This is a genomic window from Arthrobacter sp. NPDC056691, from assembly GCF_042791415.1.
GTDB lineage: Bacteria > Actinomycetota > Actinomycetes > Actinomycetales > Micrococcaceae > Arthrobacter.
Map to the genome: position 1 here is coordinate 34,869 of NZ_JBHTXX010000021.1, position 25,935 is coordinate 60,803.

The following is a 25,935-nucleotide window of genomic DNA, read 5'->3' on the forward strand; positions in this document are numbered from 1 at the left end:
ACGGCAAGGCCCCGCTGTCGCCTGAGGGAATCAGCGGGGCCTTGAAAGCGCGGCACTTCCAAGAGGCCGTCACCTTTCCGGCGACTGGATTGCTGGTGGGGGCACCGGCGGCTATGCCTTCAGTGATGCCTCGGCATCGAGTTCAGCGTCATCGAGCGAGTTGAAGCTGTTGCCTTCCACACTCTTGACCCCATGCCTAGTGGCTAGGAACGTAATGGCGCACAGGCCCATGACGTAGAGGGCAACGGGCCAGTATTGGCCCGTCCAGGCCAGTAGCGCGGTACCGATGACCGGTGAAAGGCCGCCCGACAGGGCCGCTGCGACCTCGCGGGAAGATGCCACGCCGCTGTATCGGACGCGCGTCGGAAACAAGCCCGACAGCAGCGCTCCCTGGTTCGCGCCGAGGGCCCTGACTCCAAAGTTGTACATCAGGATGATCGCGGCGTAGATCAGGAAGGTGGATCCGGTACCGATGAGCCAGAAGAAGGGGACGGCGAACACGAAGATAAAGGCCGTTGCACACAGGTAGACGCGGGTGACACCAAACCGGTCCCCGAGGTATCCGAAGACGGGGGTTGTGGCCAGGCTGATTGTGGAGGCCACGAGAATGGCGTTGAGCCCAAGATTCTTGTCCAAAAGCAGGAACGATGCGATGTAGGTGATGATGAAGGTCTTCACCAGGTAGCTGGTCCCGTTTTCGGCGACGACGGCTGCCATCGAGGTGAGGAAGCTCTTGGGGTGCTTCTTGAACACTTCCTTCATCGGCTGACGCTTCTCAGCGTTGCCACTTTTCCGCATTGCGACGAATTCCGGGCTTTCCATGACCCCGAGCCGCACCCACAAGCCGACCAGGATGCCGACTGCGCCCAGGAGGAACGGGATCCTCCAGCCCCAGGCGTGCAGCTGCTCGTCATTGAGGACTGCCGTGAGGAAGGAGAAGATTGCCGCGCCCAGGACGAGGCCGATGGCGTTGCCCCACCCCGGGAGGCTCGTCAGTAGGGTCCTGTGCTTTGGCGGCGCGAACTCTGCAACCATGATGACGGCTCCGGCGAATTCGGCCCCGGCACCGAGGCCTTGGATCATGCGGAGGCCGAGCAGCAGTATCGGCGCCAGGAGTCCCACTTGGTTGTAGGTGGGGAGCAGCCCCATGGCGGTGGTGGCCAGGCCCATCATGATCAGTGTGAAGATCAGTATCGAGCGGCGGCCGAACCGGTCGCCCAAGGTGCCGAAAATGAATCCCCCCAGAGGGCGGACGAGGAACCCGACGGCATTGGTTGCAAACGCGGCGACCGTACCGAGCATGGGGTCAAGGTCGGGGAAGAACAGCCCATTGAACACAAGTGCTGATGCGGTCCCGAACAAAATGAAGTCATACCACTCGACGGCGGTGCCGACGGTGGACGCGATAACGGCCCGGACGACTTGCTTCTTGCTTGGGGGACTCGGGTTCGCGGTTTCGGTGGTTGACATGACTGGTGCTCCTCAACATCGTTGTCCGGAATGACCTGAAATAATCCCATTCATAGGGATTGAAATCCCCCAAACGGGATGGCTCCCCAGCAGAGTAGTCATGATCTGAGTCACAAAGCAAGACTTGTCATATAAGTTTCCAACTCATACGATGAGTTGACCGATGAGAGTCAGAGAGGACACTTCACATGGGCACCAGCTCTTTCCTAACCCTTACCAATGCCACCGAAACCACCAGCGTCAACGAGCAGCACTTCGCTGGTCTCCTGCCGGGCGAAGCGACCACTGACAGGATCACCGGCGTTGATTTGTCTCTGGCCTTCCTTCCGCTGGCCGCACCGATCAGCGATGCCAAGGTCCTTACGGGCCGCCAGAAGCCATTGACCGAGATCGCGTTCCTTTTCGCCGAAATCCGCACGGAGTCCGGCCTGTCAGGCGTCGGCTACAGCTATTCCAAGCGCGCCGGAGGGCAGGGACTGTTCGCCCACGCCAAGGAAATTGCACCCGAACTGCTCGGGGAAGATCCCAGCGACATCCAGCGCCTGTGGACCAAGCTCGTCTGGGCGGGCGCCTCAGTGGGCCGCAGCGGCCTGTCCACCCAGGCCATCGCGGCCATTGACATCGCCCTGTGGGACTTGAAGGCCAAGCGCGCGGGGCTTCCGCTGGCCAAGCTCCTGGGTGCGCACCGGGATTCGGTCCAGTGCTACAACACCTCCGGCGGCTACCTGTCGATGTCCGTGGAAGAGATTCTGGCCAACGCCGAAGCCTCCCGGGAGCGCGGCATCGGCGGAATCAAGATCAAGGTAGGACAGCCGGACACTTCCGTGGACATCCGCCGGGTGCGTGCAATGCGTGAGCTGTTGGGCGATCAGTTTCCGATGATGGTTGACGCCAATCAGCAGTGGAACCGGAGCACCGCAATCCGGGTGGGCCGGCAGTTGGAGGAATTCGACCTCACCTGGATCGAAGAGCCGCTGGACGCCTATGACGCTGAGGGCCACGCCGCGCTTGCCCGCGAACTGGCCACACCGATCGCTACCGGAGAGATGCTGACCAGCGCCGCCGAGCACCGGGCACTCATCAAGGCCGGCTCCGTGGATTTCATGCAGCCGGATGCCCCGCGCGTGGGCGGCATTACCCCGTTCCTGAAGATCATGGCCCTGGGCGGGGAGGCTGGGATCCGCATGGCCCCGCACTTTGCCATGGAGATCCATCTACATCTGTCGGCCGCCTACGAGATCGACCCCTGGGTGGAGCATTTCGAATGGCTGGAGCCCCTGTTCAACGAGAAGCTTGAGATCCGGGGCGGCAGGATGATCGTTCCGGCACGGCCAGGCCTGGGCTTCTCACTGAGTGAGCAGGCACGCGTCTGGACCACGGACCAGATCAGCTTTGGCAGTGCCAGCTAAGCCGGACTGTATACGGCAACGCTAGCTCCTGCATTGTCCACCAGGAAGCAGGCTAGATTGGGGGTGCACCGAAGTGCACCCCCAATCTTGTTTTGGAGTGATGAATTGCCAGGGACCACAAAGAGCGCCCTCACCGCGAAACCCGGTTTCAACCTCGCCCAGCAGCTCATGGAAGCACTCATGGACGACATACGGTCGGGTTCGCTGATGCCCGGAATGAAGATACCGTCCGAGAGCACGTTGATGGAGCGCTTTGGTGTCAGCAGGACCGTAGTCCGCGAAGCAGTGTCCCGGATGCAGGCGGCGGGGCTGGTGGAAACCCACCAAGGCAAGGGATCGTTCGTGCTGATGGTCCCGGCCGAACGCAGGGCCGGGATGGACATGTCCACAGTTAACACGCCCCAGGACGTTGCCGAACTTATCGGATTCCGGTTGGGCGTTGAGGTGGAAGCCGCCGGGCTTGCGGCAGCTCAGCGATCGGATGCTGAAGCCGACGGCATTGTGAGGGCTGCAGCGGCCATGCGGAGCGTCCCTGCACAGACCCGTCAGCTGTTGGAAGCGGATTTTGACTTCCACCGGCGCGTGGCGCGGGCAACCGGCAACCGCTTCTATGGCGAACTGCTCGATTCCCTGGGGCCGGGTATCATCGCCTACCCTGCGCACCGCCTCACTTCTCCGGACATGGCCGGAACCGTTGGCCCCGATGAGGTCATCTGCCGGGAACATGCAGCCATTGCCGAGGCCATCGCCGACGGCGACGTGGATTCCGCCCGCGCCGCCATGCGACTGCACCTGTCCAACTCACGCAATCGCCTTACTCGAAAGATCTAATCGTCCCGCCGACAAATTCGGAGCTTTCTGCGTGCTCCGTTCGCACCGGCCTCCATTGCGGGCTTCCTCAGGCATCTTGCCTTCCACGCTGCCGGCACAAGTTCTTTCGTCAGCCTGACCCAGACAGTGCCAACCCCCTGGTGTCAGTATCCTGCTTCGGGGTCTACAAGGCCTTCAAGTTCATGGCCACCACGGAAGCGGCGAACATTGGTGCGGACCCGCGCGGCAAGGAGGGGCGGACCATTTCAAGAGTGTCGGCAGTGTGGGGCGTGATGATTGCTCTGGGTTCGTGCCACAGAGGGTGCCCTGCTGGCAGCGGCTCGGGGTCGGTGACGTCGAGACCGGCTCCCTTGATGCTTCCACTGGCAAGGGCCTCGGTGAGGGCCGCAGTGTCGATCAGGCCACCCCTTGCAATATTCACCAAGATTGATTCGCGTTTCATGGCACGCAGCTCATTTTTGCCGATGAGATTCCGGGAGCCATCGGTCAGGGCTGCTGCAAGCACGACTACGTCGGCCTGCGGCAGCAGCTCTCGCAGGTCTTTGGTAGTCGTAGTGCGTCGAGCGCCGGGCACCGGCAGCCGGCTTCGACGGACGACGTCAACCTCCATGTCGAAGGTTTTAAAGAGCCGGAGTATTTCCATCCCGATTCCTCCTGCGCCGATGATTGTGGCGGTCAGGCCATGCAGGCTTGTTCCTGCCGGCTCGCCCCAGCTCGCGGCCGATACCCTTTCGGGCAGGTTCCTCAGAAGAGCGAGTGTTAGGGCCAGGGCATGCTCGGCGACCGGTTTGGCGTAAGCGCCCTTCGCGCTTGTCCACATCTTGTCCGGATGCGCGGTCATGGCGGAAGCATAAGCCTCAATGCCAGCCGACGGCAGCTGTACCCAGCGTATTGACGGAGTGGCATCGAGTACGCCTTGCAGGGCAGCCTTGTCGTTGCCGTGATCGAGCACGAGTCCCTCGGGTTGGTCCTCGATACGGACTATGCTCCCGCCACCAGCAGAGACGGCTCCGACCAGGTATGGCAATTGCTCGCCGTGTATGGCGATATGAGGGGTTTCAGATGGCACCGTAAGAGTCCTTTAAGGGGTTGGAGCTGCAGCTTTGCAGGCAAGAGCAACGACAGCTCCGATGATGATCGATTCGATGGCTTAGTCTATTCCGGCACTTTTGCGAGCATCGTGGTAATTGCGATGCAGCCTTCGCCGGCACCGCTGCACTGTTCGGCACAGAAATCTCACTCTGGCCAACCGTGCTGTCACTCACCATCGGCGCCGGACTGGGATGGGCCTCGGCCGTTCTCGGCGGCCGGCTCCAGACCCTTCTCGTCAAACCGTCAGGTGTACCAGCAACGGAAGACTCGAACCAGCCCGTACAGACCGCCTGACCACCACCTCACCCGACCAGACCGCGCCACGCGGTAGGCCAGCAAAGGAACCCGAAAATTGATCTTCATCACCGCAAAATTCCCCGTCAAGCCGGAGCACGCCGATTCGTGGCCACAAATCTCGAAGGACTTCACCGATGCCACCAACGCAGAAGAGGGGTGCCTGTTCTTCGAGTGGTCCCGCTCGCTCGAAGAACCGCACACCTACGTCTTGATCGAGGCCTTCCGGGACGACGAGTCCGGCGCAACGCACGTGCAATCAGAGCACTTCAAGGACGCCACCGAGAAACTGCCTGCCTATCTCACCGCGACGCCGGACATCATAAACGTCAAAGTGGACGGCTGGTCAAAGCTGGGGGAGCTGGCCGTCAACTCACCAAAGGGACAACCACGAGCTTCAAGAAGTCGCCCACTCCCCACTATGACTTCAGCGTCAAACTGCCACGATTGATACGCATTAGGCGTTCGGCGGCGTAGACCGCGGTGCCTTCAGCAAACCGGCGATCCGAGCGGCACTGAAGTCGGCGGTACGGCACCTTATCTGTGCCACTTCCAACATGTGGATCAGCTGCCTGGAGCTGGACTGCCGGGGCCAGATCCACAGGATGTTGCCTTGGTGAAACACTTCATCCACGATGGCGGATGTCTGCTGGCCTCCCGCGAATTCGAAGAGGATAGGGTCGCCTTGCCGGAGCGCGCCCCAATTGAGTACTGCAAAGTCGAAGGGAATCTTGGGGAGTGATCGTTCGCACATGCGTGCCCTCCTTACCGGTCAAGAGAAATTTTTTGTCGCAGTCTGAGACGAGCGGGATCCAACAGCTGAGTGCTGTGAGAGGATCCGCCGTGTGAGGGGTGAAGAGTCACGTAAGTCAGCTCCGGGCAGATGAGTCCCCGGGGGACCGAGCGAGCCTGAATGGTCAGGTGCCTGACGATCGGAGCGGCCGTCCTAAGCCACGAGGTTGTCGGCGGCGGAGTCCATGTGTTCGCGGATAGTGTTGCGGGCCAGGGTGGCGTCGCCGGTTTCGATGGCGGCGACGATGTCGTTGTGCCGGTCCACGCTCATGTTCCGGACGCCCTTTTCGAGTCCGGCGAACATGATGGACATCCGGATGGATCCTTCCAGGGATTCCCACGAGTGCAGCAGGGTCTCGTTGCCGGCGAGGCGGCACATGGTGCGGTGGAAGTCCATATCGGTTTCGACCCGTTCCTCCATGGTGCCGTGGGTTGCGGCTTCCATGGCGGCGGTGGCGGTGCGGAGAGTTCGAATGGCGTGTCGTCGGTCGGGCAGTTCGCATAGGGTGCGTGCGGCCAAGGATTCCAGGGCCGCCCGCACAGAGAAGATGTCCCGGATTTCCTTGGCGTCCAGGTGGCGGACGGAAAGCCGGCCCCGCAGCCCCGAAGACAGCAGGCCCTCCTGCTCCAGCTGACGCATTGCTTCCCGGAGGGTGCCTCGACTGATCTTGAGCATGTCAGACAGTTCGGTTTCCGCGAGGTGCCGGCCGGGGGCGTGCATGTCGAAGCGGAATGGCACGGAGGCGTCGCCGAGTTCGTTGACCCGGTCCATAGGTTCCAGACGCCGGGACATGCCGATTTTGACCATGTTCTCTCCGAAGGCGCCAATGTTGAAAATAACGTACACGTAGCCAGCACGGATGTTCGCCGCGCGCCGTTCGACGTCTTGCAGAGCGAGTTCGTCTTCAGCAATTTTCGCCCGCATGCGTTCGGCGCCTTCGAGGTCGCCGTTCGCGATGACCGCGTCAAGGGTCGCCTGGTGCATGGCACGTTCTTTGGCGAGCTTCTGTCGCGCAGCGGCCAGCTCGGCTTCGGCCTTCTTCTGCTTGCGCAGGTCTTCGCGGCGGGCTCGCTCAATTTCTTTCTCCGCTGCCAGGGCCTGAAGGTGTTCGGCGGCGAGAGCCATTTCCTGGAGGTGCAGGTGATGGCAGTGCTCATCGACGCGCAGGTTTGATCATGGTGCCATGGCGTTCGATCTGCGCTTTGGCTTTCGTGAGGCGGGAGGTTGCGGTGGCCAGATTGGCGGCTTCGGTTTTTGCACAGTTTTCGGCTTCGGCGTTGTAGGCGCGCAGCACGATGGTGGACATCTGGTTCACGAACTTCTCGCCCTGCTTTGGGGAGTTGTTGAACGTGAAGTTGGAGGTGGCATGGATGGCCTGCTTGGCTCGGGCCATTTTCCTTGTACTGGGCACGTAGCGCAGCCAGCCTCGCGACCAGGTGCGCGGAGTGCTGTGCGGGATGCTCGAAGTCGAAGACCCCGACCTCCTGCAAAGCGGCTGAAGCGCGGGAACTCACCAGCTGGCCTTCTGCCTGAGCAAGTTCGGCGCGCAGGGAATGCAACTGTCCCTGCAGGCGCTGGCTTTCGGCCGCCCACTCCTGGCGCTCGTTCTCCGCTATACGGCGCAGCTCGTCCCGGCTGGCCTCTATCTGGTCGAACTCGAGCAGTGATCATGCCTGAGAGGGCCGAGGTGGACGGCCGACGCATCACCATGCTCGACGACCAGGCCGGGGACCGGAACTCACATCAGGGCCCTCCCAACGGCAACCCGCTGGCCGTTACTGTCAGGCCCCGGAAATGTAAGGAACTACAACCGGGCATGCCTTTCTACGAAAGGCGTGCCCGGGCCGTTCGTCAATACATAGGCGACCGTACGTTTCGGCGGGCATATGCTAATAGCAGAAAGTCGCCTCCAGTACCGGGGAGCTCATTGTGGACGCTGAAACCGCCGTCGTCACCGGTCATGATGTCACCACCATCACCTGCGTGTGCGGCAACACCGTCAGCCAGGACGGACTGATCCAGGCAAACTCAGATGGCGTCCCCGTTCACGCCGGAGCAAACACCGCCGTCCCCGCTGGCCTGGCGGAATGGCCCGCGGATGAGGACCTCCACACCCTCTGTCCCGCCTGCGGCCGCGTGTACCGCGACGCGATAGTCGAAGAGACAGGGACGGCGCCCGTTGCTTTCCGCGTGGACGTCACCGCCGGCCCAATTGCAGAGGCAATCCGGGTCCACTGGAGCCTCAGCGCATAGGCGGCGCAGAGTCCGGGGCCGTTTCCGCACGCCGGCGCCTCAGGCGCCCCAGTAGGTGCTGCCCGCCCCGCCCGCGGGGGAGAACCGCGATGTCAAATAGTCGCTATTCCTGCGGCACTCGACATACGGTGGGCTAAGCCGACAAATGAATACTCTCAAGGCGCCGGGGTACGGGAAGACTGAAGAACACCTCGGGAAGGTGCCACGCAGGAACCACCGATAAAGGAGCAATCTGTGCGGGAAGCAAGCTTCAACAAGAGCGTTTCAGCAGACGACGATCTGGCCGTGGCGCCCGACGGATTCGATCCGGCCCCGGCCGGCCTGACCGGCTCCTCCGCCGTCGAAGCGACCGGCTCAGCGGACGAAGCGCCCGAAGCGCCGGTGGACGGTGCGCCCGAAGCGCCCGCGGCGGAAGCACCGGAAGTCGGCGAAGTGCCCGAGGCTACCGAAGCAGGCGACATCACCTACGATGAGCAGTTCTATCCGGCCCGTCCCAAGGCGCTGAGGCCCATCGCCCGCCGTCGTCAGTTCTTCGCCGACCGCCCATCGCTCGAGTTCGACGGGCGCAACGCCGCCTACGTCGAGTGGCTGCGGAACCAGGCGATGCTGGGGGACGCGAACGTGATGGCGCGGCAGCTCTCCGGGCAGGCCAGCATGTGGCAGAACTCGTATGCCCACCCCAACCCGCGGGCCGCCGTGGAACGCGCACCCGTCTGGTTCACCGCCTACCCACTGTCCTTCATCACCCGCCCGGGCCAGTCCTTCCTCTCGGCCCTGGGGGATCCTGAGTTGTGGGACGCGTTCCGGGAGATCGGGATCCGGGGCCTGCACACCGGCCCCGTCAAGCTCGCCGGCGGCATCAGCGGCTGGTCCCAGACGCCGAGCGTGGACGGGCACTTCGACCGCATCAGCATGGCCATCGACCCGGTGTTCGGCACCGAGGACGAATTCCGCAAGATGTGCGAGGTGGCCGCCGACCATGACGGCACCGTGATCGATGACATCGTTCCTGGCCACACCGGCAAGGGGGCCGACTTCAGGCTCGCCGAGATGAACTTCCGCGACTATCCCGGCATCTACCACATGATCGACATCCCGGAAGAGGACTGGCACCTGCTGCCCGACGTCCCCGCGGGTGAAGATTCGGTGAATATCAGCCCGGACGCCGAGCGGGCGCTGCAAAAGGCCGGCTACATCATCGGCCGCCTGCAGCGCGTGATCTTCTATGAACCGGGCGTCAAGGAGACCAACTGGAGCGCCACCCGGCCCATCGTGGACACGGCCGGCAAGACCCGCCGCTGGGTCTACCTGCACTACTTCAAGGCCGGCCAGCCGTCCATCAACTGGCTGGACCCGACCTTCGCGGGTATGCGCCTGGTGGTCGGCGACGCCCTACATTCGCTCCTCGACCTGGGCACGGGCGCACTCCGGCTGGACGCGAACGGATTCCTGGGTGTGGAGAAGAGCGCCGAGGAACAGCCGGGCTGGTCCGAAGGGCACCCGCTGTCCGAGGCGGCCAACCAGCTGATCGGGTCAATGATCCGCAAGGTGGGCGGGTTCTCGTTCCAGGAGCTGAACCTGACCATAGACGACATCAAGGCCACGTCGGAGGCGGGCCCGGATCTTTCCTACGACTTCGTGACCAGGCCGGCTTACCACTACGCGCTGGTGACTGCCGATACCGAATTCCTGCGCCTGACACTGCGGCTGGCCATGGACATCGGCGTCGACCAGGCATCACTGGTCCACGCCCTCCAGAACCACGACGAACTGACCTATGAACTGGTCCATTTCGCCGCGGGCCACAAGGACGACGTGTTCGAACTCAACGGCCAGGAACTCACGGGAGCCGAGCTTGCCGAGCACGTCCAGCAAACCCTGCGGGAGCGGCTGACGGGTCCGGACACTCCGTACAACGCGCTGTTCACCACCAACGGCATCGCCTGCACGACGGCGAGCTTCATCATGGCGGCCCTCGGCATCCAGGACCCGGAGAACCTCACCGGCGAACAGCAGGCGCAGGTCCTGGACGTCCACATCCTGCTGTCCATGTACAACGCCCTGCAGCCCGGCGTCTTTGCCCTCTCCGGCTGGGACCTCACCGGCGTGGCCGCCCTGGACCGCCAGAAAGTGCGGGAGCTCACCGCGCAGGGCGACACCCGCTGGATCAACCGCGGCGCACACGACATCATGGGCACCAGCCCGGAGGCGACGGCTTCATCCTCCGGCATGCCGCGTGCCCGCAGCCTCTACGGCCCGTTGCCGGACCAGCTCAAGGACCCGGATTCCTTCGCCCGGCGGCTGCAGAAAATCCTTGCCGTGCGGGAACAGAGCGGGATCGCCACCAGCGCCCTGTTGGACGTGCCGGAGGTTTCCCAGCGCGGCCTGCTGGTCATGGTCAACCGGCTGGGGGACGGGAACCTCCAGGCCACCGTGCTCAACTTCTCCGGCCAGGACATCGCGGGCAGCATCCAGTCCACCCACCTGGTGCCCGGCAGCAGCGTCCACGATCTCTTCAGCGGCGAGGCCGTGGGGCAGGTCGATGACCTGCACAGCTTCTTCCTGGAGCTGGGCGCCTATCAGGGCACGGCGCTGCTCCTGAAGGAGGGCGAGAAGGACGACGACGGCGACGCCGAGTGAGCCGGTCCCGCACCTAACGCGCCGGCGCCGCCCGGGGCGGCGCCCACCGAGCCCCGGCGGACCAGCACCGCATTGAACTCCGGTGCCGGGGCCAGTGGCGGGCGCCCCTCGATCTGCCGGATCAGGGCGCTCGCCGCCGCCGCCCCCATCTCGTAGACGGGCTGCGCCACCACCGTCAGGGGTGGCGTGGTCAGTCGGGTCCATGCGAAGTCGTCGTACATCAGGAACGACACCTCGTCCGGGATCTGCAGGCCCAGCTCCTGGATGGCTTCCACCACGCTGAGGGCAATCAGGCCGTCGGAAGCCACGACGGCGGTGGCGGGGTCAGCACCCAGCAGCACCTCGCGTGTGAGGTTCCGGATGGAGCCGGCATCGCCGGCGTTGAGCCGCACCAGATCCTCCGGGAACTCGCGTCCCGCGTCGGCAAAGGCCCGCCGCATCCCTTCCAGGCGGTCCGAGATCTGCGATGAATCAAGCCGCATTCCCGCGGTATATCGGGCGTCCGTGCGAACTGTCGAGATGAAGGCGACCCTGCGGTGCCCGGCGTCGAGCAGGTACCGGGTGGATTCGTACGAGATGGCGGCCATGTCGACCGCGACAGTCTCCGCGTCGAGGCCGCCCGCCGAGCGGTCCAGCAGCACCAGCGGCCGGCCGGATTCGCGGACCCGCCGCAGATGCTGCGTCTCCATCGACGACGCCGGAGCGACGATCAGGCCATCGACCCGCTTGTCGAGCAGCACGCGGACAGCGTCCACTTCGGCCGCGGTGTTCTCGTCCGTGTTGACCAGTATGACGTTGAACCCGCTCTTTTTGGCGGTGTCCGTGATTCCCCTGGTGGCCAGGCCGAAGTGCGGGTTCTCGATGTCGCCCACCACAACGCCGATGGTGTGTGATTTCCCGGTGTTCATGCTGCGCGCCAGTTCGTTGGGCCGGTACTCCAGCTCTTCCGCCGCCGCGAGGACCCGTTCGCGGACGTCATCGCTGACGGCCCCGTAGTTGCCCAACGCGCGCGCCGCCTGGGCCTTGGAGACCTGGGCAGCTTTTGCGACGTCGGCGACCGTTACGTCCCGCCGTCTTGCTCCGTCACTGCTCATGTTCACCTTTCAGAAGGGCTGTTGACGCGGACTGTGAGTTCCGCTACATTTCTAGCAATCGATGTGAGTCCGGTCTCAATCGTAGAGACTGAGACCGGACTCAGCAAGACCCCCATCGGCCAAAGACATTCGGCGGCCCCTGACAGCACCGCCTTCCCTCCCACGATTGGACAACGCTGTGATCAAACTAAACTTCCGCCCGGCAGCGGTGGCTGCGGCAGCCCTGGCGGCTATCCTGGCACTCTCCGGCTGCGGCGGCTCCACGCCGGCCAGCTCGGCTTCCGCCGCGAACCCGTACGGCCTGATTGAGCCAGGCACCGTCCGGGTGGCCAGCCTGGGCGACGCCAAGCCGTACACCTTCACGGACGCACAGGGTAACTTCACCGGCTTCGACGTGGAGCTCTTCAAGGACGTGGCCCACCGCGCCGGCGTAGACAAAGTGGTCTTCACCGGTCAGGACTTCTCCGCGATCCTTCCGGCGGTGGCCAACGGCCAGTTCGACGTCGGTGTGGCCGCCATCGGCATCACGGACAAGCGCAAGGAAACGGTCGACTTCTCCGAGGGTTACCTTGCCGGCTACCTGACGCTCATCACCACCAAGGCCTCGGGGATCAAGGACGCCGACGGTGTAGCCGGCAAGCGCCTGGGCGTCGTCCAGGGAACGCTTCAGGAAGCGTACGCCGTCAAGAACTTCGGCTCGGCCAACCTGGTCCGCTTCCCGGACAACAACTCGGCCATCTCCGCCGTGAACAGCGGATCCGTGGACGCCCACTTCCTTGACTATGAGGCTGCCAAGTCCTACGAAAAGCAGTACGGCCTGGTCAGCGCCGCGGACATCCCGTCCTTCGACGCCCCCGCAGGCTTCGCCCTGGCCAAGAGCAAGACGGCCTTCAAGGAGGCCCTCAACAAGGGCCTGGCGGCGGCCATGGAGGACGGCACCTGGAAGAAGCTCTACCAGAAGTGGTTCCCCGGTTCGCCGATGCCTGAGCAGTACCTGCCCAAGGCGGAGCAGACCGCAACCCCGGCCCCGACCGCAAGCAAGTAGCCGGACCACCGGATCCAGACCGGGCGGGCCGCACCCCGGCCCGCCCGGCACGGGAACCACCCGCCCGGAACTCGAACTAAATCAACTAACGTCTGAGAGCACTCAATGGACTGGCTCAACATCATCAGCCGCACCTTCTTCGACTTTCAAGCGATGGGCGAGGTGCTGCCGCAACTCCTCGGGGTTGGCCTTCTCAACACCCTGATCATCTCCGTCGCCGCCACCATCCTTGGTGTTGTGCTGGGCATGGTGGTGGCGGTCATGGGCATCTCCCGGTCCAGGTGGCTGCGCGTTCCGGCCCGGATCTACACCGACCTCTTCCGCGGCCTGCCCGCCATCCTCACCATCCTGCTGATCGGCCAGGGCTTCGCCCGGCTCAGCCAATCAATCTTCGGACCCTCGCCGTACCCGCTGGGAATCATCGCACTGAGCCTCATCGCCAGTGCCTACATCGGAGAAATCTTCCGCGCCGGCATCCTGAGCGTGGACAAGGGCCAGGGCGAGGCGTGCCGGGCCCTGGGCATGAGCTACGCCAAATCCATGGCCCTGGTGGTGGTCCCGCAGGGCGTCCGCCGGGTCCTGCCGGCCCTGGTGAACCAGTTCATCGCCATCGTCAAGGACTCCTCGCTGGTCTACTTCCTTGGCCTCCTGGTCAGCGAACGCGAACTCTTCCGCGTAGGCCAGGACGCCGCGGTGCTGTCCGGAAACCTCTCGCCACTGGTCATGGCCGGCATCTTCTACCTGGTGATCACGGTGCCCCTGACCCACCTCGTCAACTACTTCGACAACAGGTTCCGCACCGGCCGCCGCCGGCCCACCGCGCCCACCAGCGGCCTGAAGGAAGTCAAGGAACTCGACGCGGCCTCGCCGCTCACCACCGGGAGCAACACATGAACCTCGCAAGCAGCAGCACCAGCGCAAGCGCCAACAAGACCGCCCCGGAAAGCCACACCTTCCACGGCTCCAGCCTGGAGCTGAAGAACCTGACCATGGCCTACGGGGACATCGAGGTCCTCCGCAACGTCAGCCTCGCTGTCGCACCCGGCACGACCACCTGCATCATCGGGCCCTCGGGCTCGGGCAAGTCCACGCTGCTGCGTGGCGTCAACCGGCTGCACGAACCCAAGAGGGGTGACGTGCTCCTGGCCGGCGAAAGCGCCCTCCAGGTCAAACCGGACATCCTGCGCGCCCGGATCGGCATGGTGTTCCAACACTTCAACCTCTTCCCGGACCACACCGCACTGGAAAACGTGGCACTGGCCCTGTGGAGCGTGAAGGGCATGCCCAAGGCCGAAGCCCGGAAACGCGCCCGCCGCGGCCTCGCCGAGGTAGGCCTCGCGGAACGCGCCGACCACCGGCCCCGGGACCTGTCCGGCGGCCAGCAGCAGCGCGTCGCCATCGCCCGCGCCCTGGCCATGGAACCGGAAGTGATGCTCTTCGACGAAGCCACCAGCGCACTGGACCCGGAACTGGTCAAAGGCGTCCTGAACCTCATGGCGGGCCTGGGCCAACGCGGCATGACCATGCTGGTGGTCACCCACGAGATGGGCTTCGCCCGCAAAGTCGCCGACCAGGTCGTGTTCATGGACGAGGGTGAAGTGGTGGAAGCCGGCACCCCGGCCGAGCTGTTCGACAACCCGCGCAGCGAACGCCTCCAGCGCTTCCTCTCGGAGGTGCTGTGATGGGCAAGGCTACAGCGGCACGCATCCGGGCCGCCGTCGTCGGCTTTGGAATTTCCGGGAAGGTTTTCCACACGCCGCTGATCGCGTCGGATCCGGGCTACTCACTGGACGTGATCGTGACGGCGGACCCGATACGGGCCGCCGAGGCGGCCAGGCTCTACCCGCAGGCGCGGGTCGTTCCCACTCCGGAGGAGATGTTTGCGCTGTCCTCGGACCTCGACCTCGTCATCCTGGGCACGCCGCCGCATACCCACTTCGACCTGGCGGCCGCAGCCATTGCGCACGGCCTCCACGTGGTGGTGGACAAGCCCTTCGTGCCGACCTCCGCCCAGGGCGCGGAACTGATCGCACTTGCGTCCGACGGCGGCGTGCAGCTCACGGTGTTCCAGAACCGCCGGTGGGACGCCGACTTCCTGACCCTGCAGAAGCTGCTTCGGCAGCAGGCCCTGGGTGAGGTGCGAACTTTCGAATCACGGTTCGAATGGTGGCGGCCCGAGGGCTTCGGGAACTGGCGCGACAGCGTCTCCCTCGCCCAGGGCGGCGGCATCCTGCACGACCTGGGCGCGCACCTGATCGACCAGGCCATCCAGCTGTTCGGGCCGGTGGAAAAGAGCTACGGGGAGACGGTCAACCGCGGACCCGATCCCGAAGCCGCAGACACAGAAGCCTTCGTCTCCCTGCTTCATGGCTCCGGCGTCCGGACCAGGCTGTGGATGAACGGCACGGCGGCCCAGGTGGGACCGCGTTTCCACGTCCTCGGCTCCGAAGCCGGTTACACGAAATGGGGCCTGGACGGCCAAGAGCCGGCCCTCGCAGCCGGCATGACGCCGTCGGACCCTGCCTACGGCGTCGATCCCCAGGAGGCCTGGGGGCTGCTGGGGGTCGACGGCGCCGCAGCGCCCGTCCCCGCAGAACGGGGTGCCTACCCGGAGTTTTACGTGCAGCTCGCCGCCGCCCTCCGCGGGGAGGGGCCGCTGCCCGTCGACCCGGCAGAACCGCTGGAGGTCCTCAAAGTAATCGAAGGCATCCACGCACTGGCCTGACTGCCGGTCCGGACTTCAGGGCCCAGTGCCTGCCGCTCATCAAACGTTTTCCAAAACCTATGAAAGGGAGAACCATGTCCTCCACCGCCACCAAGCACGTCGCCATCATCGGCGGCGGCATTCTGGGCGTCTCCACTGCTGTCCACCTGCTCCGCCAAGGCGCATCCGTGACTCTGTTGACCGAACGCGGCCTCGCCAGCGAAGCCACCGGACGTTCGCTCTCTTGGCTCAACTCCGCGGGTGAACGGTCCACGCCCTACCACCAGCTCCGTCTCGCCGGCGTGGACCGGTACCGCACGCTTTTCGCTGCCGACCCCAGCCGGGAGTGGCTGCAGTTCGGCGGCGGGCTGATGTGGAACGCTGCCGGCCAGCGCGAGGTCACCGAGGCGCGGCACACCTACGAAAAGTCCATCGGCTATGACTCCAAGCTGCTGGCACCGGCAGAGATTGCCGCGGCCACGCCCGGCATCGACGCGGGGGCCGTTCCGGAAAACGCCATCTTCAACCCGGGTGAGGGCTGGGTCAGCCTGCCGGATCTGGTGGAGTTCCTGATGGAGGAGTTCCACGAGCGCGGCGGCCAGCTGGTGCTGAACACCGGCAAATCCTCCGTGGTGGTTGACGGCGGCCGGGCCGTAGGCGTCGTGACGGCGGCGGGGGAAACATACGACGCCGATGCGGTGCTGGTGGCGTGCGGCGCGGCGACACCCGCCGTCGTCGCTCCCCTGGGCGTGGACATCCCCAACGGTTCCCCGGTATCCATGCTGGTGCTGACCAAGCCGGTGGAGCACGACGTCAAGGCCGTGATGAACACCCCGCGCGCCGCCGTGCGCCCCAACCCGGGAAACACGTTCGCCCTGGACCACGACTGGTACGAAGAAAGCATCAGCGAACATGCCGACGGTTCGTTCGGCATCCCCGACGAGGTGGTCCAGGAACTCGCCGACGAGGCATCCAAGCTCATTGCCGGCAACCCCGAGCTCAAGCCCGCGAGCTGGAAGATCGGCTACAAGCCCATTCCTGGCGACGGGGAACCGGTGCTGGGCGAGCTTGGCCAGGTGCCCGGCTGCTTCGTGGCCTTCACCCACTCCGGTGCCACGCTGGGCCTGGTGGTCGGGGAACTCCTCGCCGGTGAGATCCTGACCGGCGACGGGCACCCCATGCTGGCCACGTTCCGCCCGGCCCGGTTCTCCTGACCAACACTTGAATACGGAAGCCCCGCACCTCCGTCATGAACGGCGGTGCGGGCTTCGGTGGCCAAACCTCCGGTGTCTGGGGTCCGGAATCACTTAGCCGACCGGATGGCCGTGGCTGCAGCTCGTTTCTCCGGGCAGGACCTCGTGTCCCTGGATGCAGGTCACCGTTGGCGGCGGCGGCGATTCGTGGGCGATGAAGAACAGGCTGCTCTTGCCGTGGCTGATGCCGGCGTCTTCGCGCTGGAGCCACGATGATCGGTGGACGGCCGGTTTCGGCTCCTCTCCGTGTCCGTGCGAGGCATGCCTGAATGGATTCCTGACCACGGTGACCGCGACCTTTCCAAACTACCGTCCCTGCTTCTGCAGTGATTCGCCGGTGCATCGAGTATAGGAGGGCTGTGCCTCGGGAGACAGGCTCGAATAAACAACCTGCGCCCCTTCGCGCAGCCCTGGCTGAACCCGAGTGGTGATTCCGCTCTCGGATGGAATCTCAATTTGCCGTACGATTCGTGTCATATGCGGTTGTTCTGTGCCCGAAACGGCCAGGGCGCCATTGAGAAATTAGTTCGGTGCCTCGCCTCCGGCGGACCCCTGTGGTTCATTGACGGGCAAGCAAGCTGCTGGGCGCATCTGATGCTGGGGGGCGGATGAAGACAGGCATGAGCCGAAAGGCTGATCTTCCACGCGGGAGACAGGGCTCGCGGGGCCTGCTGTGGAGCATGTGGGTGCTGTTGGGCCTGTATCTGGCGGCCCTGATGCTTCATGAAGAGGGACTCCTGCCGCGCGTCGACGTCTGGCTTGGAGTGCCGGCAGGGTGGGCTCCGGTTGCCGTGGCCTGGCTGGCTGCCTTCCGGGCGAAAGCACGGCTGCCGCTTGTTTTGGTGGCAATGGCCCTGACCGCATACACAACCGGGAGCACCTTCTACGTTATCGCTCTCTCGGAGGGCACTGCGCTGCCCTTCCCGTCTCCTGCGGATGCTAGCTACCTGCTGTTTTACCCGCTGGTGCTTGGCGGACTGTTCGCCTACCTGCTCTCCCTGCGCCAGAGGCTGGCAAGTTCGGTGCTGCTGGACGCCGTCGTCGGCTCCCTCGGCGCCGCATCGGTCCTGGTTGTCCTGCTCGCCCCGTTGCTGTCGGCGGCCAGTTCCTTTCCCACGCTGGCGACGGCAGTGGCCATTGCCTACCCATTGTTGGATCTCATCGTCCTGGCGGTGACCGCAGGAATGGCAGCGGTGCCTGGCCTTGCCACGGCCCGCAGCGGGGCAACCCTGATGCTGGGACTTATCGTGTTCGCAGTGGCCGATGCCTTCTACGCTTTCAGGCTGGCCAACGACACCTATCAGCTGGGCACGCCACTCGATGCAGGATGGACGGCAGGACTCTGCCTCATCGCAGCCTGGGCCGACGGTTTCGCCCGGCAGGAGGAAAGGGCCGAGGGTGCCAGCGAAGGCTCGTGGACGCCGGCCGTTCCGATGGTTGCCACGGCCGCAGGGGCCGGGGTGCTGATCGTGGGCACAGGCATTCCCGTGCCGGGACTCGCCGTCGCCCTTGCCGCCGCAACGCTGTTGTCCGCGGGTATCCGCACCCAGCTGGCCTTCCGCAAGCTTGTCACGCTCGCTGAGGTGCGGCGCCAGTCGCGGACGGACGAGCTGACGGGGCTGCCGAACCGGCGCGCGCTGTACGCCGATGCCCCCGAGTTGCTCAGCGCAAGGCCGGGAATGGAGTGCGCCTTTCTGCTGCTGGACGCCGACCGGTTCAAGGAGATCAATGACAGCCTGGGCCACGACGTGGGCGACAGGCTGCTGATCCAGGTCAGTGAACGGCTCCGCCGCTGCCTGCGTCCGGGGGACCTGATTGCCCGGCTGGGCGGAGACGAGTTTGCCATTCTCCTCCTCGACACCGGCCAGGACGAGGCTGTCCGGATCGCTGACCGGCTGCGCGCCGCCCTGAGTGAGCCGCTGACCCTGAAGGGCATTGCCGTGCAGGTGGGCATCAGCGTCGGCATCGCTTTGTTCCCGGAACAGGGTGAGGACCTGAAGACGCTGCTGCGCAAGGCGGACACGGCCATGTACCGGGCGAAGACATCGCGCAGCGGGCACCACGTGTACGCCAGCGAGGACCAGAACCCGGGGGAGGAGAGGCTGCGGATGCTGCAGGAGTTGCGCGCCGCCCTGGCCGAGGACCAGTTGGTGCTGCATTACCAGCCGAAGGTGGACGCGGTGACAGGCGACGTGAAGGGCGTGGAGGCCCTTGTCCGCTGGAACCACCCCCGGCGCGGGCTGCTCGCACCCGACTCCTTCCTTCTGCTCACCGAGGAAGCGGGGCTCATGAACGACCTGAACAGCAGGGTGCTCACCCTGGCCCTCGACCAGGCCGCCAGCTGGCACCGCCAGGGCCGTCCGATGACGGTGGCGGTCAACCTCTCAGCCAGCACGCTGATAGACGCGGAACTGCCCGAACGGATCGCCACGATGGTCAGTGCGCGGAACCTGACCGAGTCCGCCCTGATGGTGGAGATCACCGAGGACTTCATGATGCCGGACCGCAGCCGCGCCAGGGACATCCTGTCCCGGCTGCAGGACAGCGGAATCCAGATTGCCATCGACGACTTTGGCACGGGATACAGCTCCCTGGCCTACCTGCGCGACCTGCCCATCAACGAGCTGAAACTGGACCGCTCCTTCATAGCCCCGATGACCCACTGCCCGCGGGCCGCAGCCCTGGTGGCCTCCACCATCAACCTCGCGCACAGCCTCGGCCTGATCGTCGTGGCCGAAGGCGTGGAGGACAGGCCGGCCCTGGAGCAGCTCGGTGGTTACGGATGCGACCAGGCGCAGGGCTTCCACATCCTTCGCCCCGTGCCGGCGGCCGAGCTGGACGAATGGCTCTCGCCAGCCCGACTGGACAGCGGGCTGCCCTCCGCGTGACGTGCTCAGCCAGCAGCCGGCGATGCAGACGGAATGGACGACGGCGGGGTGTCCAGTGTGACGGTCACGGTACCGTCCGGGGCGATGGCAATCCGTCCGTGCTGGTAGTTCTGGACGGTGCCCGTTGCGGTGCCCCCCGCCGAGGCCGGAAGGGGGTCGGTAGTGGGGAAACCGAGCGGTCCCGCTTCAGCGCCGCTGTTCAGCCAGGCGGTGCGGTGTGAACCGGAGGAGAGGTGCGCACCCGTTGCGCGGGACCAGACGAGGTATCCGTTCCGGAAACCCTGGTAGCGCCCGCCGAGCCGGGTGGCGAGTTCATTTGTGGTGGCATGCCCAAGGGTGCGGGCAGAGTTGAACTTGGCGCCGATGGCGCCGGCAACAATCCGCGCCCCGGCCTGGGCGGTCCACGTGATGGTGCCGCCCTGGAAGTTCTGTGCCGCGCCGCCGCTGAAGGCGTACTCATCCGACGTCGGGTACCCGAGCACGCCGCGCTCGTAGCCTGACCCGGCCCAGGCGGCGAGGATTCCGCCCTGCGTGATGTGCGCCCCTGTCGCTGGGGACCAGTGGATCCGGCCGCCCTGGAAGCCTTGGTAGGCGCCGCCGTTCCTGAGTCCGCGCCCTTCATCCGACGTCGGGTAGCCAAGCCTGCCGTTCTGCGCGCCGCCGGCAGCCCATTTGCTGCGGATCGCGCCGCCGATCGTGTGCGCACCGCCGGCAGCTGACCAGTAGATGGATCCGCCGCGGAACACCTGGTACGCCCCGCCGCTGCGCAGCCCGGTCACCTCCCGGGAGGCTGGGTTGCCCAGCCAGCTGGCAGGTCCGCCGGTCCGGGCGTACTTGGCAGTGATGGCGCCGAACGGGTTGCTCGAATACGGCGTGAACACGTCATCCACCGCGCCCATGATGATCCGGTCTCCCGGCCGGCTGGTCCGAAGCAGGCGCGTGACCGTGGCCAGGCTCGTGGAGACGCACCCGGCGCTGGGGGCGCGGCCGGCGTGGAAGAAAATGGCGTACGAGGCGCCGAGGACGGTCTTGGAATCCGGCGGCCGGTTGTAGTTGATGACGGCGGCCTGCTCGTAATAGCCCTGGTTCATGAAGGTCCAGAGGTTCTCGTCGGCGTCGCCGCCGGCGCCTTCAAAGTACCGGTTGTAGTTCCGGTTCCATTCACCGCCCCAGCGGGACCGGGCGTTGATCCTGTAGTACTTCAGCGCGGTGCCGGGATTGCTGCGTCCCAGGGCCTCCGTGAAGCTGAAGGAGCCGGTGGGCGACCGGTAGGTGTCCTCCCATTCCCGGTTCTGCGCCGCGAACCCGTACTGTCCGCCGTAGCCCCAGTCCTGCCACTCCTGGACGTAGCGGCTGCCGGAACGGACGCAGCCGGTGATGGTGAGCAGGCTGGTGTTGCGCGTGGTGGCCGTGGCGAACGTGACCCTGTTCGCCCCGAAACCGGAAAATTTCGTCTGCCCGGCGCTGAGCCTGGCGCAGGGGTTGTAGACCTGCGCTGACGCGTTCGCCCGCGTGGCCAAGGCCACAGCCCCCGCCGGAACGGCCAGTGCGAGAAGGGCGGCGACAAGGACTTTCAGAACAGCCACGGCGGAGACCTTTGCCTACGGCGGCGGCCGCATCCCCCCGCGGACGCCATCCGGACACGAGCATATCGCTGATCAGTCCCGCAGGCCGCCCAGCCCGCTGATCAGTGCCTCCAGGCCAAGGCAGAAGGCGACGTCGGCCGGCCGTTCGTGGCCCTGCTCGGCCAGGCTCCGGACGGCGCCCGTGAAGCTGGGCGTCGCTTCCGCCATGGTCCCGGGGTCGAAGATGTCCGCCGGCGCCGTGACGTCATAGGCCGAGCCGAAGATGAAGGATTCCAGCGCGACGATGGACGAGACGATCCGTTCCTCGGGAAAGCCGGCGTCGCGGAAGCCGGCGCTGACCGTCTCGTACATGGCCAGGGTCTGCGGCGCGTCGGTCACGGGCAGCACGGCAATGACCGGTATCAGCGGGGTGTGCTGGGAGAAAACGTCGCGGTAGCTCCACGCCCACTTCCGCACGGCGTCCTCCCATGGTCCGCCGCCGAAGGCCGAGACATCCACGAGTGATGCCAGATGGTCCTCCACCAGCAGAAGAACGTCCCGCTTGGATTTCACGTGGTTGTAGAGGGCCGACGGCGCCACGTTCAGTAAGCGGGCCAGTGCGGCCATGGTGAGGCCGTCGTACCCCTTCTTTTCAATGAGCCGCAGCGCGGCTTCCGTAATGCCGCCCTTGTCCAGCACGCCTCCCACGGGGCGCCCGGCGCGGCGCCGGCTGCCCTGTCGGTCTGTTGCTGAGCCAGCCGTTGCTGAACCGGCTGTTGCTGCGGCTGGTGTTGCCGGCATGGCTGACCTTTCTGCGGTTGGACGTCCTTTCGCATTATTCCATCAGCCTCTTCCGCTCCCTCTTCAAAGGCTCTATAGTTCTTATAAATGAATGGCATTCATTTAGTGGTTCGCATCACTCGCGCGGCCACAGAGAAAGGACATCATGCTGAATCTTGACCGCGACGTAGTGATCGTCGGCGCCGGCCCCTCCGGCCTCACCGCTGCCCGCGAACTGAAAAAGGCGGGCCTGACGGTCGCCGTACTCGAAGCCCGTGACCGCGTCGGCGGCCGGACGTGGACCGACACGGTGGACGGTGCCATGCTCGAGATCGGCGGCCAGTGGGTATCGCCGGACCAGACCGCACTGCTGGCCCTGCTGGACGAGCTTGGCCTGGACACCTACTCCCGCTACCGCGAGGGCGAGTCCGTCTACATCGGGGCGGACGGCGCGCCGGTCCGCTACACGGGGGACACGTTCCCGGTCAGCGCCACCACGGCTGCCGAGATGGACAAGCTCACCGCCCTGCTGGACGAACTGGCGGCACAGATCGGCGCCACCGAACCCTGGGCGCACCCCAAGGCGCGGGAGTTGGACACCGTCTCCTTCCACCACTGGCTGCGCCGGAATTCCGCGGACGAGGAAGCCTGCAACAACATCGGGCTGTTCATCGCCGGCGGCATGCTCACCAAGCCGGCGCACGCCTTCTCGGCCCTGCAGGCCGTCCTGATGGCCGCCTCCGCAGGTTCGTTCACCCACCTCACGGATGAGGACTTCATCCTGGACAAGCGGGTTATCGGCGGGATGCAGCAGGTCTCCCTGCTGCAGGCAGCGGAACTGGGTGCCGACGTCGTCCTTAATAGCCCCGTGCGTACCATCCACTGGGAGGCCGACGGCGAAAACGGCCACCGGGTCACCGCCGTCTCCGACCGGGCCACGGTCAACGCGCGCTTCGTGATCATGGCGGTGCCGCCCAACCTGTACTCCCGGGTCTCCTTCAACCCGCCGCTGCCGCGCCGCCAGCACCAGATGCACCAGCACCAGTCGCTGGGCCTGGTCATCAAGGTCCATGCCGTCTACAGCACGCCGTTCTGGCGCGAGGAGGGCCTCTCCGGCACCGGGTTCGGCGCCGGCTCGCTGGTCCAGGAGGTCTACGACAACACCAACCACGGCGACACCCGCGGAACGCTCGTGGGCTTTGTCTCCGATGAAAAGGCCGACGCCGTCTTCGAGCTGGGTGCCGACGATCGCCGCCGCGCCATCCTGGAATCGGTCGCCGGCTTCCTGGGCGAGAAGGCCCTGGAGCCCGAGGTGTACTGCGAATCCGACTGGGGCTCCGAGGAATGGACGCGGGGCGCCTACGCCGCGAGCTACGACCTGGGCGGACTGCACCGCTACGGCAAGGACCAGCACGCCGCCGTCGGCCCCATCTACTGGTGCTCGTCCGACCTCGCCGCCGAAGGCTACCAGCACGTGGACGGGGCGGTCCGCATGGGCCAGGCCACGGCGGCCCGCATCGCGAAGGCTGCCGCCGCGGCTGCCACCGCGCACGGCGAGCCTGCGCTGGCGAACGCGACGGCCGCCGTCGGCTAACCCACTGGCCGCACCCGCACGCAGCGGCCGCACCCCATTCGATGAGGAATGACACTCCGGAGAGGCAATCCCATGAGCACAAAAGCCCCCGTCACCCAGGACACGCACAAAAGTCTGAGTGAAAAGGGCCTCAAGGCCGGATCCGTCGGGCTGGTCGGCGCCGTGGTGATCGGGGTGTCCTGCATCGCGCCGGCGTACACGCTCACCGCGGCCCTCGGGCCCACCGTGTCCGAGGTGGGCGTGCACCTGCCGGCAGTCTTCCTCGTGGGGTTCATCCCCATGCTGCTCGTGGCGCTCGGCTACCGGGAACTCAACAACGCAATGCCCGACGCCGGAACCTCCTTTACGTGGGCAACGCGCGCCTTTGGCCCGTGGATCGGCTGGATGGGAGGCTGGGGGCTGATCGCCGCCACCATCATCGTGCTGTCCAACCTGGCCGCAGTCGCCGTCGACTTCTTCTACCTGATGCTCGCCCAGCTGCTCGGCAATCCCGGGATCGCTGAGCTGTCAAAGAACCTGCCGCTGAACATCGCCACCACGCTGGTGTTCATCGCGGCGGCGTGCTGGATCTCCTACCGCGGCATGGAAACCACCAAGGGCGTCCAGTACGTCCTGGTGGGATTCCAGCTGCTGGTGCTGGGGTGGTTCGCAGTCTCCGCGTTCGTCCACGTGGCCAACGGGACCGCGTTCGACGCCACCGCCATCTCGCCTGACTGGTTCAACCCCTTCGCCGTCGATTCCTTCTCTGCGTTCGCGGCCGGGGTGTCACTGTCGATCTTCATTTACTGGGGCTGGGACGTGACCCTGACCATGAACGAGGAGACCCAGAACCCGGAGAAGACCCCCGGACGGGCGGCCACCGTGACCGTCGTCGTCATCGTGGCCATCTACATGATGGCGGCCCTGGCCACGCTGTCCTTCGCCGGCGTCGGGGAGGCCGGCCTGGGCACCGGCAATCCGGAGAACCAGTCCAGCATCTTCGCGGTCCTGTCCGGGCCGGTCATGGGGCCTTTTGCCATCCTCATGTCGCTGGCCATCCTGAGCAGTTCCGCGGCCTCGCTGCAGTCCACGTTCGTCTCCCCGGCCCGGACGCTGCTGGCCATGGGCCACTACAAAGCCCTGCCGGATAAGTTCGGCAAGGTCAGCCCCACGTTCAAGTCGCCCAGCTACGCCACCATTGCGGCGGCTGTTGCCGCGGCGGCGTTCTACATCATCACCCGGACCACGTCGGAGAACGCGTTGTGGGACACCATCACGGCGCTGGGCATGATGATCTGCTTCTACTACGGGATCACGGCGCTCGCGTGCGTGTGGTTCTTCCGCGCGGTGGCCTTCACCGGCGCCCGGGCGTTCCTCTTCAAGTTCCTGGCTCCGCTGCTGGGCGGCGTGATCCTGCTGGTGATGTTCGTCAAGACGGCCTACGACTCGATGGATCCGGCGTACGGTTCAGGGTCCTCGGCGGGCGGCGTGGGCATGGTGTTCATTCTGGGCATGGGCGTCATCCTGCTTGGCGTGGTCAGCACGCTGGTAATGGCCCGGATCCGGCCCGAGTTCTTCAGGGGCAAGGTGCTGGCGCGCGGTCTGTGACTGGAAACTAAGCACACTTACCAATAGGGTGCTTACTAGGGCACTGACCCGGGTCAACTGAACGTACTGAGAACGTACTCGAGCAGAACGAGGTGACAGCATGGCGGGCACGGAAAGCATCAGCAAGGTCACGGACATCATCAACGATTCCCATATCGGAATGTTCACCACGATCGACGGGCAAGGCGCCCTGGTCAGCCGGCCGCTGGCCGTCCAGGATGTGAAGGACGACGGCGACATGTGGTTCTTCACGGGGGAGGGGACCTCCCAGGTGGCCCACATCTCCGCCGATGCCAGGGTTAACGTGTCCTTCGGCAAGCGCACGGAGTGGGTGTCGGTGGCAGGGACTGCTGAAGTGGTGCGTGACCGGGCCAAGATCCGCGAACTGTGGAACCAGTCGGTCGAGGCCTGGTTCCCGGACGGTCCGGACACGCCCGAGGTGGTCCTGCTGCGCGTGGATTCCGACTCTGCGGAGTACTGGACCAGCCCCGGAGGCACGGCGGCGACGGTCCTGCAGTGGGTCAGGTCGAAGGTCACCCACAGCCGCATGGACGTCGGCGAGAGCGGGACCGTGGACCTGTAATTCCCGCTCCAAACTGCAACGCGGGGTCACTTAGCGCCGGGGCCGGGGGGCGGATTGGGC

23 protein-coding genes are annotated in these 25,935 nt (G+C 65.4%); 15 read left to right on the forward strand and 8 right to left on the reverse strand.

The window, feature by feature from the left end:
* Positions 1-111: 111 nt before the first annotated feature.
* Positions 112-1,470, reverse strand: coding sequence for an MFS transporter (locus ACFRAU_RS16350; RefSeq protein WP_378000705.1), 1,359 nt, complete (start codon positions 1,468-1,470; stop codon positions 112-114).
* A 188-nt stretch (positions 1,471-1,658) separates the two neighbouring features.
* Here ACFRAU_RS16350 and ACFRAU_RS16355 point away from each other — a divergent pair, with 188 nt between their 5' ends.
* Positions 1,659-2,879 carry a mandelate racemase/muconate lactonizing enzyme family protein gene (locus ACFRAU_RS16355; protein ID WP_378000706.1) on the forward strand — a complete coding sequence of 407 codons (1,221 nt, stop codon included), beginning with the start codon at positions 1,659-1,661 and terminating at the stop codon, positions 2,877-2,879.
* 105 nt (positions 2,880-2,984) lie between these two features.
* A complete protein-coding gene (locus ACFRAU_RS16360; protein ID WP_378000707.1) occupies positions 2,985-3,710 on the forward strand; it encodes a FadR/GntR family transcriptional regulator in 726 nt (241 codons plus the stop codon).
* Between the two features lie 163 nt (positions 3,711-3,873).
* Here the strand turns inward: ACFRAU_RS16360 and ACFRAU_RS16365 are convergent, their stop codons facing one another.
* Positions 3,874-4,779 (reverse strand): NAD(P)-dependent oxidoreductase, encoded by a 906-nt coding sequence (locus ACFRAU_RS16365; RefSeq protein ID WP_378000708.1) that lies wholly within the window; start codon positions 4,777-4,779, stop codon positions 3,874-3,876.
* Positions 4,780-5,154: 375 nt separating this feature from the next.
* Here ACFRAU_RS16365 and ACFRAU_RS16370 point away from each other — a divergent pair, with 375 nt between their 5' ends.
* On the forward strand, positions 5,155-5,547 hold the full coding sequence (locus tag ACFRAU_RS16370; RefSeq protein ID WP_378000709.1) for a putative quinol monooxygenase: 393 nt from the start codon (positions 5,155-5,157) through the stop codon (positions 5,545-5,547).
* Between the two features lie 495 nt (positions 5,548-6,042).
* On the opposite strand, the gene ACFRAU_RS16375 is transcribed toward ACFRAU_RS16370, so the two are convergent.
* A complete protein-coding gene (locus ACFRAU_RS16375; protein ID WP_378000710.1) occupies positions 6,043-6,873 on the reverse strand; it encodes an FCD domain-containing protein in 831 nt (276 codons plus the stop codon).
* Here ACFRAU_RS16375 and ACFRAU_RS16380 point away from each other — a divergent pair.
* Positions 6,868-7,062, forward strand: a complete 195-nt coding sequence (locus tag ACFRAU_RS16380) for a hypothetical protein (RefSeq protein ID WP_378000711.1) — start codon at positions 6,868-6,870, stop codon at positions 7,060-7,062. The two genes, ACFRAU_RS16375 and ACFRAU_RS16380, sit on opposite strands and share 6 nt — an antisense overlap.
* Here ACFRAU_RS16380 and ACFRAU_RS16385 read toward each other — a convergent pair.
* On the reverse strand, positions 7,043-7,282 hold the full coding sequence (locus ACFRAU_RS16385) for a DUF4041 domain-containing protein (RefSeq protein ID WP_378000712.1): 240 nt from the start codon (positions 7,280-7,282) through the stop codon (positions 7,043-7,045). The two genes, ACFRAU_RS16380 and ACFRAU_RS16385, sit on opposite strands and share 20 nt — an antisense overlap.
* Positions 7,283-7,818: 536 nt before the next feature.
* Between ACFRAU_RS16385 and ACFRAU_RS16390 the strand changes: the two genes are divergently transcribed.
* Positions 7,819-8,142, forward strand: a complete 324-nt coding sequence (locus tag ACFRAU_RS16390; RefSeq protein WP_378000713.1) for a hypothetical protein — start codon at positions 7,819-7,821, stop codon at positions 8,140-8,142.
* 432 nt (positions 8,143-8,574) lie between these two features.
* Positions 8,575-10,782 (forward strand): maltose alpha-D-glucosyltransferase, encoded by a 2,208-nt coding sequence (treS, locus tag ACFRAU_RS16395; RefSeq protein WP_378000756.1) that lies wholly within the window; start codon positions 8,575-8,577, stop codon positions 10,780-10,782.
* Here treS and ACFRAU_RS16400 read toward each other — a convergent pair.
* Entirely contained in the window at positions 10,722-11,876 is a 1,155-nt protein-coding gene (locus ACFRAU_RS16400; RefSeq protein WP_378000714.1) for a LacI family DNA-binding transcriptional regulator, read from the reverse strand. The genes treS and ACFRAU_RS16400 overlap by 61 nt on opposite strands.
* Positions 11,877-12,054: 178 nt before the next feature.
* On the opposite strand from ACFRAU_RS16400, the gene ACFRAU_RS16405 reads away from it, so the two are divergent.
* The 5 genes from ACFRAU_RS16405 (at position 12,055) to ACFRAU_RS16425 (ending at position 16,839) form a co-directional block, all read left to right on the forward strand.
* Positions 12,055-12,921 carry an ABC transporter substrate-binding protein gene (locus ACFRAU_RS16405; RefSeq protein WP_378000715.1) on the forward strand — a complete coding sequence of 289 codons (867 nt, stop codon included), beginning with the start codon at positions 12,055-12,057 and terminating at the stop codon, positions 12,919-12,921.
* Positions 12,922-13,026: 105 nt separating this feature from the next.
* On the forward strand, positions 13,027-13,815 hold the full coding sequence (locus ACFRAU_RS16410; protein WP_378000716.1) for an amino acid ABC transporter permease: 789 nt from the start codon (positions 13,027-13,029) through the stop codon (positions 13,813-13,815).
* Complete coding sequence (locus ACFRAU_RS16415) at positions 13,812-14,603, forward strand: amino acid ABC transporter ATP-binding protein (protein ID WP_378000717.1); 792 nt, start codon at positions 13,812-13,814, stop codon at positions 14,601-14,603. Before ACFRAU_RS16410 ends, ACFRAU_RS16415 begins: the two co-directional genes overlap by 4 nt.
* On the forward strand, positions 14,603-15,646 hold the full coding sequence (locus tag ACFRAU_RS16420) for a Gfo/Idh/MocA family oxidoreductase (RefSeq protein WP_378000718.1): 1,044 nt from the start codon (positions 14,603-14,605) through the stop codon (positions 15,644-15,646). Before ACFRAU_RS16415 ends, ACFRAU_RS16420 begins: the two co-directional genes overlap by 1 nt.
* Before the next feature lie 74 nt (positions 15,647-15,720).
* Complete coding sequence (locus ACFRAU_RS16425) at positions 15,721-16,839, forward strand: NAD(P)/FAD-dependent oxidoreductase (RefSeq protein ID WP_378000719.1); 1,119 nt, start codon at positions 15,721-15,723, stop codon at positions 16,837-16,839.
* A 93-nt stretch (positions 16,840-16,932) separates the two neighbouring features.
* Here ACFRAU_RS16425 and ACFRAU_RS16430 read toward each other — a convergent pair whose 3' ends face one another.
* Entirely contained in the window at positions 16,933-17,163 is a 231-nt protein-coding gene (locus tag ACFRAU_RS16430) for a hypothetical protein (protein ID WP_378000720.1), read from the reverse strand.
* Positions 17,164-17,498: 335 nt separating this feature from the next.
* Here ACFRAU_RS16430 and ACFRAU_RS16435 point away from each other — a divergent pair, with 335 nt between their 5' ends.
* On the forward strand, positions 17,499-19,766 hold the full coding sequence (locus ACFRAU_RS16435) for a putative bifunctional diguanylate cyclase/phosphodiesterase (protein WP_378000721.1): 2,268 nt from the start codon (positions 17,499-17,501) through the stop codon (positions 19,764-19,766).
* A 5-nt stretch (positions 19,767-19,771) separates the two neighbouring features.
* On the opposite strand, the gene ACFRAU_RS16440 is transcribed toward ACFRAU_RS16435, so the two are convergent.
* Together ACFRAU_RS16440 and ACFRAU_RS16445 are read right to left on the reverse strand one after the other, a co-directional pair.
* The gene (locus ACFRAU_RS16440) at positions 19,772-21,352 is read right to left on the reverse strand and encodes a hypothetical protein (RefSeq protein ID WP_378000722.1); all 1,581 of its coding nucleotides are present in this window, start codon (positions 21,350-21,352) and stop codon (positions 19,772-19,774) included.
* A gap of 72 nt (positions 21,353-21,424) precedes the next feature.
* Positions 21,425-22,132 carry a TetR/AcrR family transcriptional regulator gene (locus tag ACFRAU_RS16445; RefSeq protein ID WP_378000723.1) on the reverse strand — a complete coding sequence of 236 codons (708 nt, stop codon included), beginning with the start codon at positions 22,130-22,132 and terminating at the stop codon, positions 21,425-21,427.
* 145 nt (positions 22,133-22,277) lie between these two features.
* Between ACFRAU_RS16445 and ACFRAU_RS16450 the strand changes: the two genes are divergently transcribed.
* From ACFRAU_RS16450 to ACFRAU_RS16460, 3 genes are all read left to right on the forward strand, one after another.
* Positions 22,278-23,705 carry a flavin monoamine oxidase family protein gene (locus ACFRAU_RS16450; RefSeq protein WP_378000724.1) on the forward strand — a complete coding sequence of 476 codons (1,428 nt, stop codon included), beginning with the start codon at positions 22,278-22,280 and terminating at the stop codon, positions 23,703-23,705.
* 72 nt (positions 23,706-23,777) lie between these two features.
* Entirely contained in the window at positions 23,778-25,292 is a 1,515-nt protein-coding gene (locus ACFRAU_RS16455; protein WP_378000725.1) for an APC family permease, read from the forward strand.
* A 100-nt stretch (positions 25,293-25,392) separates the two neighbouring features.
* Positions 25,393-25,875 (forward strand): pyridoxamine 5'-phosphate oxidase family protein, encoded by a 483-nt coding sequence (locus ACFRAU_RS16460; RefSeq protein WP_378000726.1) that lies wholly within the window; start codon positions 25,393-25,395, stop codon positions 25,873-25,875.
* Positions 25,876-25,935: the final 60 nt, after the last annotated feature.

What these genes read in the sequence shown, in the direction of transcription:
- ACFRAU_RS16435 (WP_378000721.1), top strand. Translation starts at nt 17,499, where the DNA reads ATGAGCCGAAAGGCTGATCTTCCACGCGGGAGACAGGGCTCGCGGGGC.
- ACFRAU_RS16400 (WP_378000714.1), bottom strand. Translation starts at nt 11,876, where the DNA reads ATGAGCAGTGACGGAGCAAGACGGCGGGACGTAACGGTCGCCGACGTC.
- ACFRAU_RS16415 (WP_378000717.1), top strand. Translation starts at nt 13,812, where the DNA reads ATGAACCTCGCAAGCAGCAGCACCAGCGCAAGCGCCAACAAGACCGCC.
- ACFRAU_RS16350 (WP_378000705.1), bottom strand. Translation starts at nt 1,470, where the DNA reads ATGTCAACCACCGAAACCGCGAACCCGAGTCCCCCAAGCAAGAAGCAA.
- ACFRAU_RS16355 (WP_378000706.1), top strand. Translation starts at nt 1,659, where the DNA reads ATGGGCACCAGCTCTTTCCTAACCCTTACCAATGCCACCGAAACCACC.
- ACFRAU_RS16455 (WP_378000725.1), top strand. Translation starts at nt 23,778, where the DNA reads ATGAGCACAAAAGCCCCCGTCACCCAGGACACGCACAAAAGTCTGAGT.
- ACFRAU_RS16460 (WP_378000726.1), top strand. Translation starts at nt 25,393, where the DNA reads ATGGCGGGCACGGAAAGCATCAGCAAGGTCACGGACATCATCAACGAT.
- ACFRAU_RS16445 (WP_378000723.1), bottom strand. Translation starts at nt 22,132, where the DNA reads ATGCCGGCAACACCAGCCGCAGCAACAGCCGGTTCAGCAACGGCTGGC.
- ACFRAU_RS16450 (WP_378000724.1), top strand. Translation starts at nt 22,278, where the DNA reads ATGCTGAATCTTGACCGCGACGTAGTGATCGTCGGCGCCGGCCCCTCC.
- ACFRAU_RS16385 (WP_378000712.1), bottom strand. Translation starts at nt 7,282, where the DNA reads ATGGCCCGAGCCAAGCAGGCCATCCATGCCACCTCCAACTTCACGTTC.
- ACFRAU_RS16425 (WP_378000719.1), top strand. Translation starts at nt 15,721, where the DNA reads ATGTCCTCCACCGCCACCAAGCACGTCGCCATCATCGGCGGCGGCATT.
- ACFRAU_RS16375 (WP_378000710.1), bottom strand. Translation starts at nt 6,873, where the DNA reads ATGCACCAGGCGACCCTTGACGCGGTCATCGCGAACGGCGACCTCGAA.
- ACFRAU_RS16420 (WP_378000718.1), top strand. Translation starts at nt 14,603, where the DNA reads ATGGGCAAGGCTACAGCGGCACGCATCCGGGCCGCCGTCGTCGGCTTT.
- ACFRAU_RS16410 (WP_378000716.1), top strand. Translation starts at nt 13,027, where the DNA reads ATGGACTGGCTCAACATCATCAGCCGCACCTTCTTCGACTTTCAAGCG.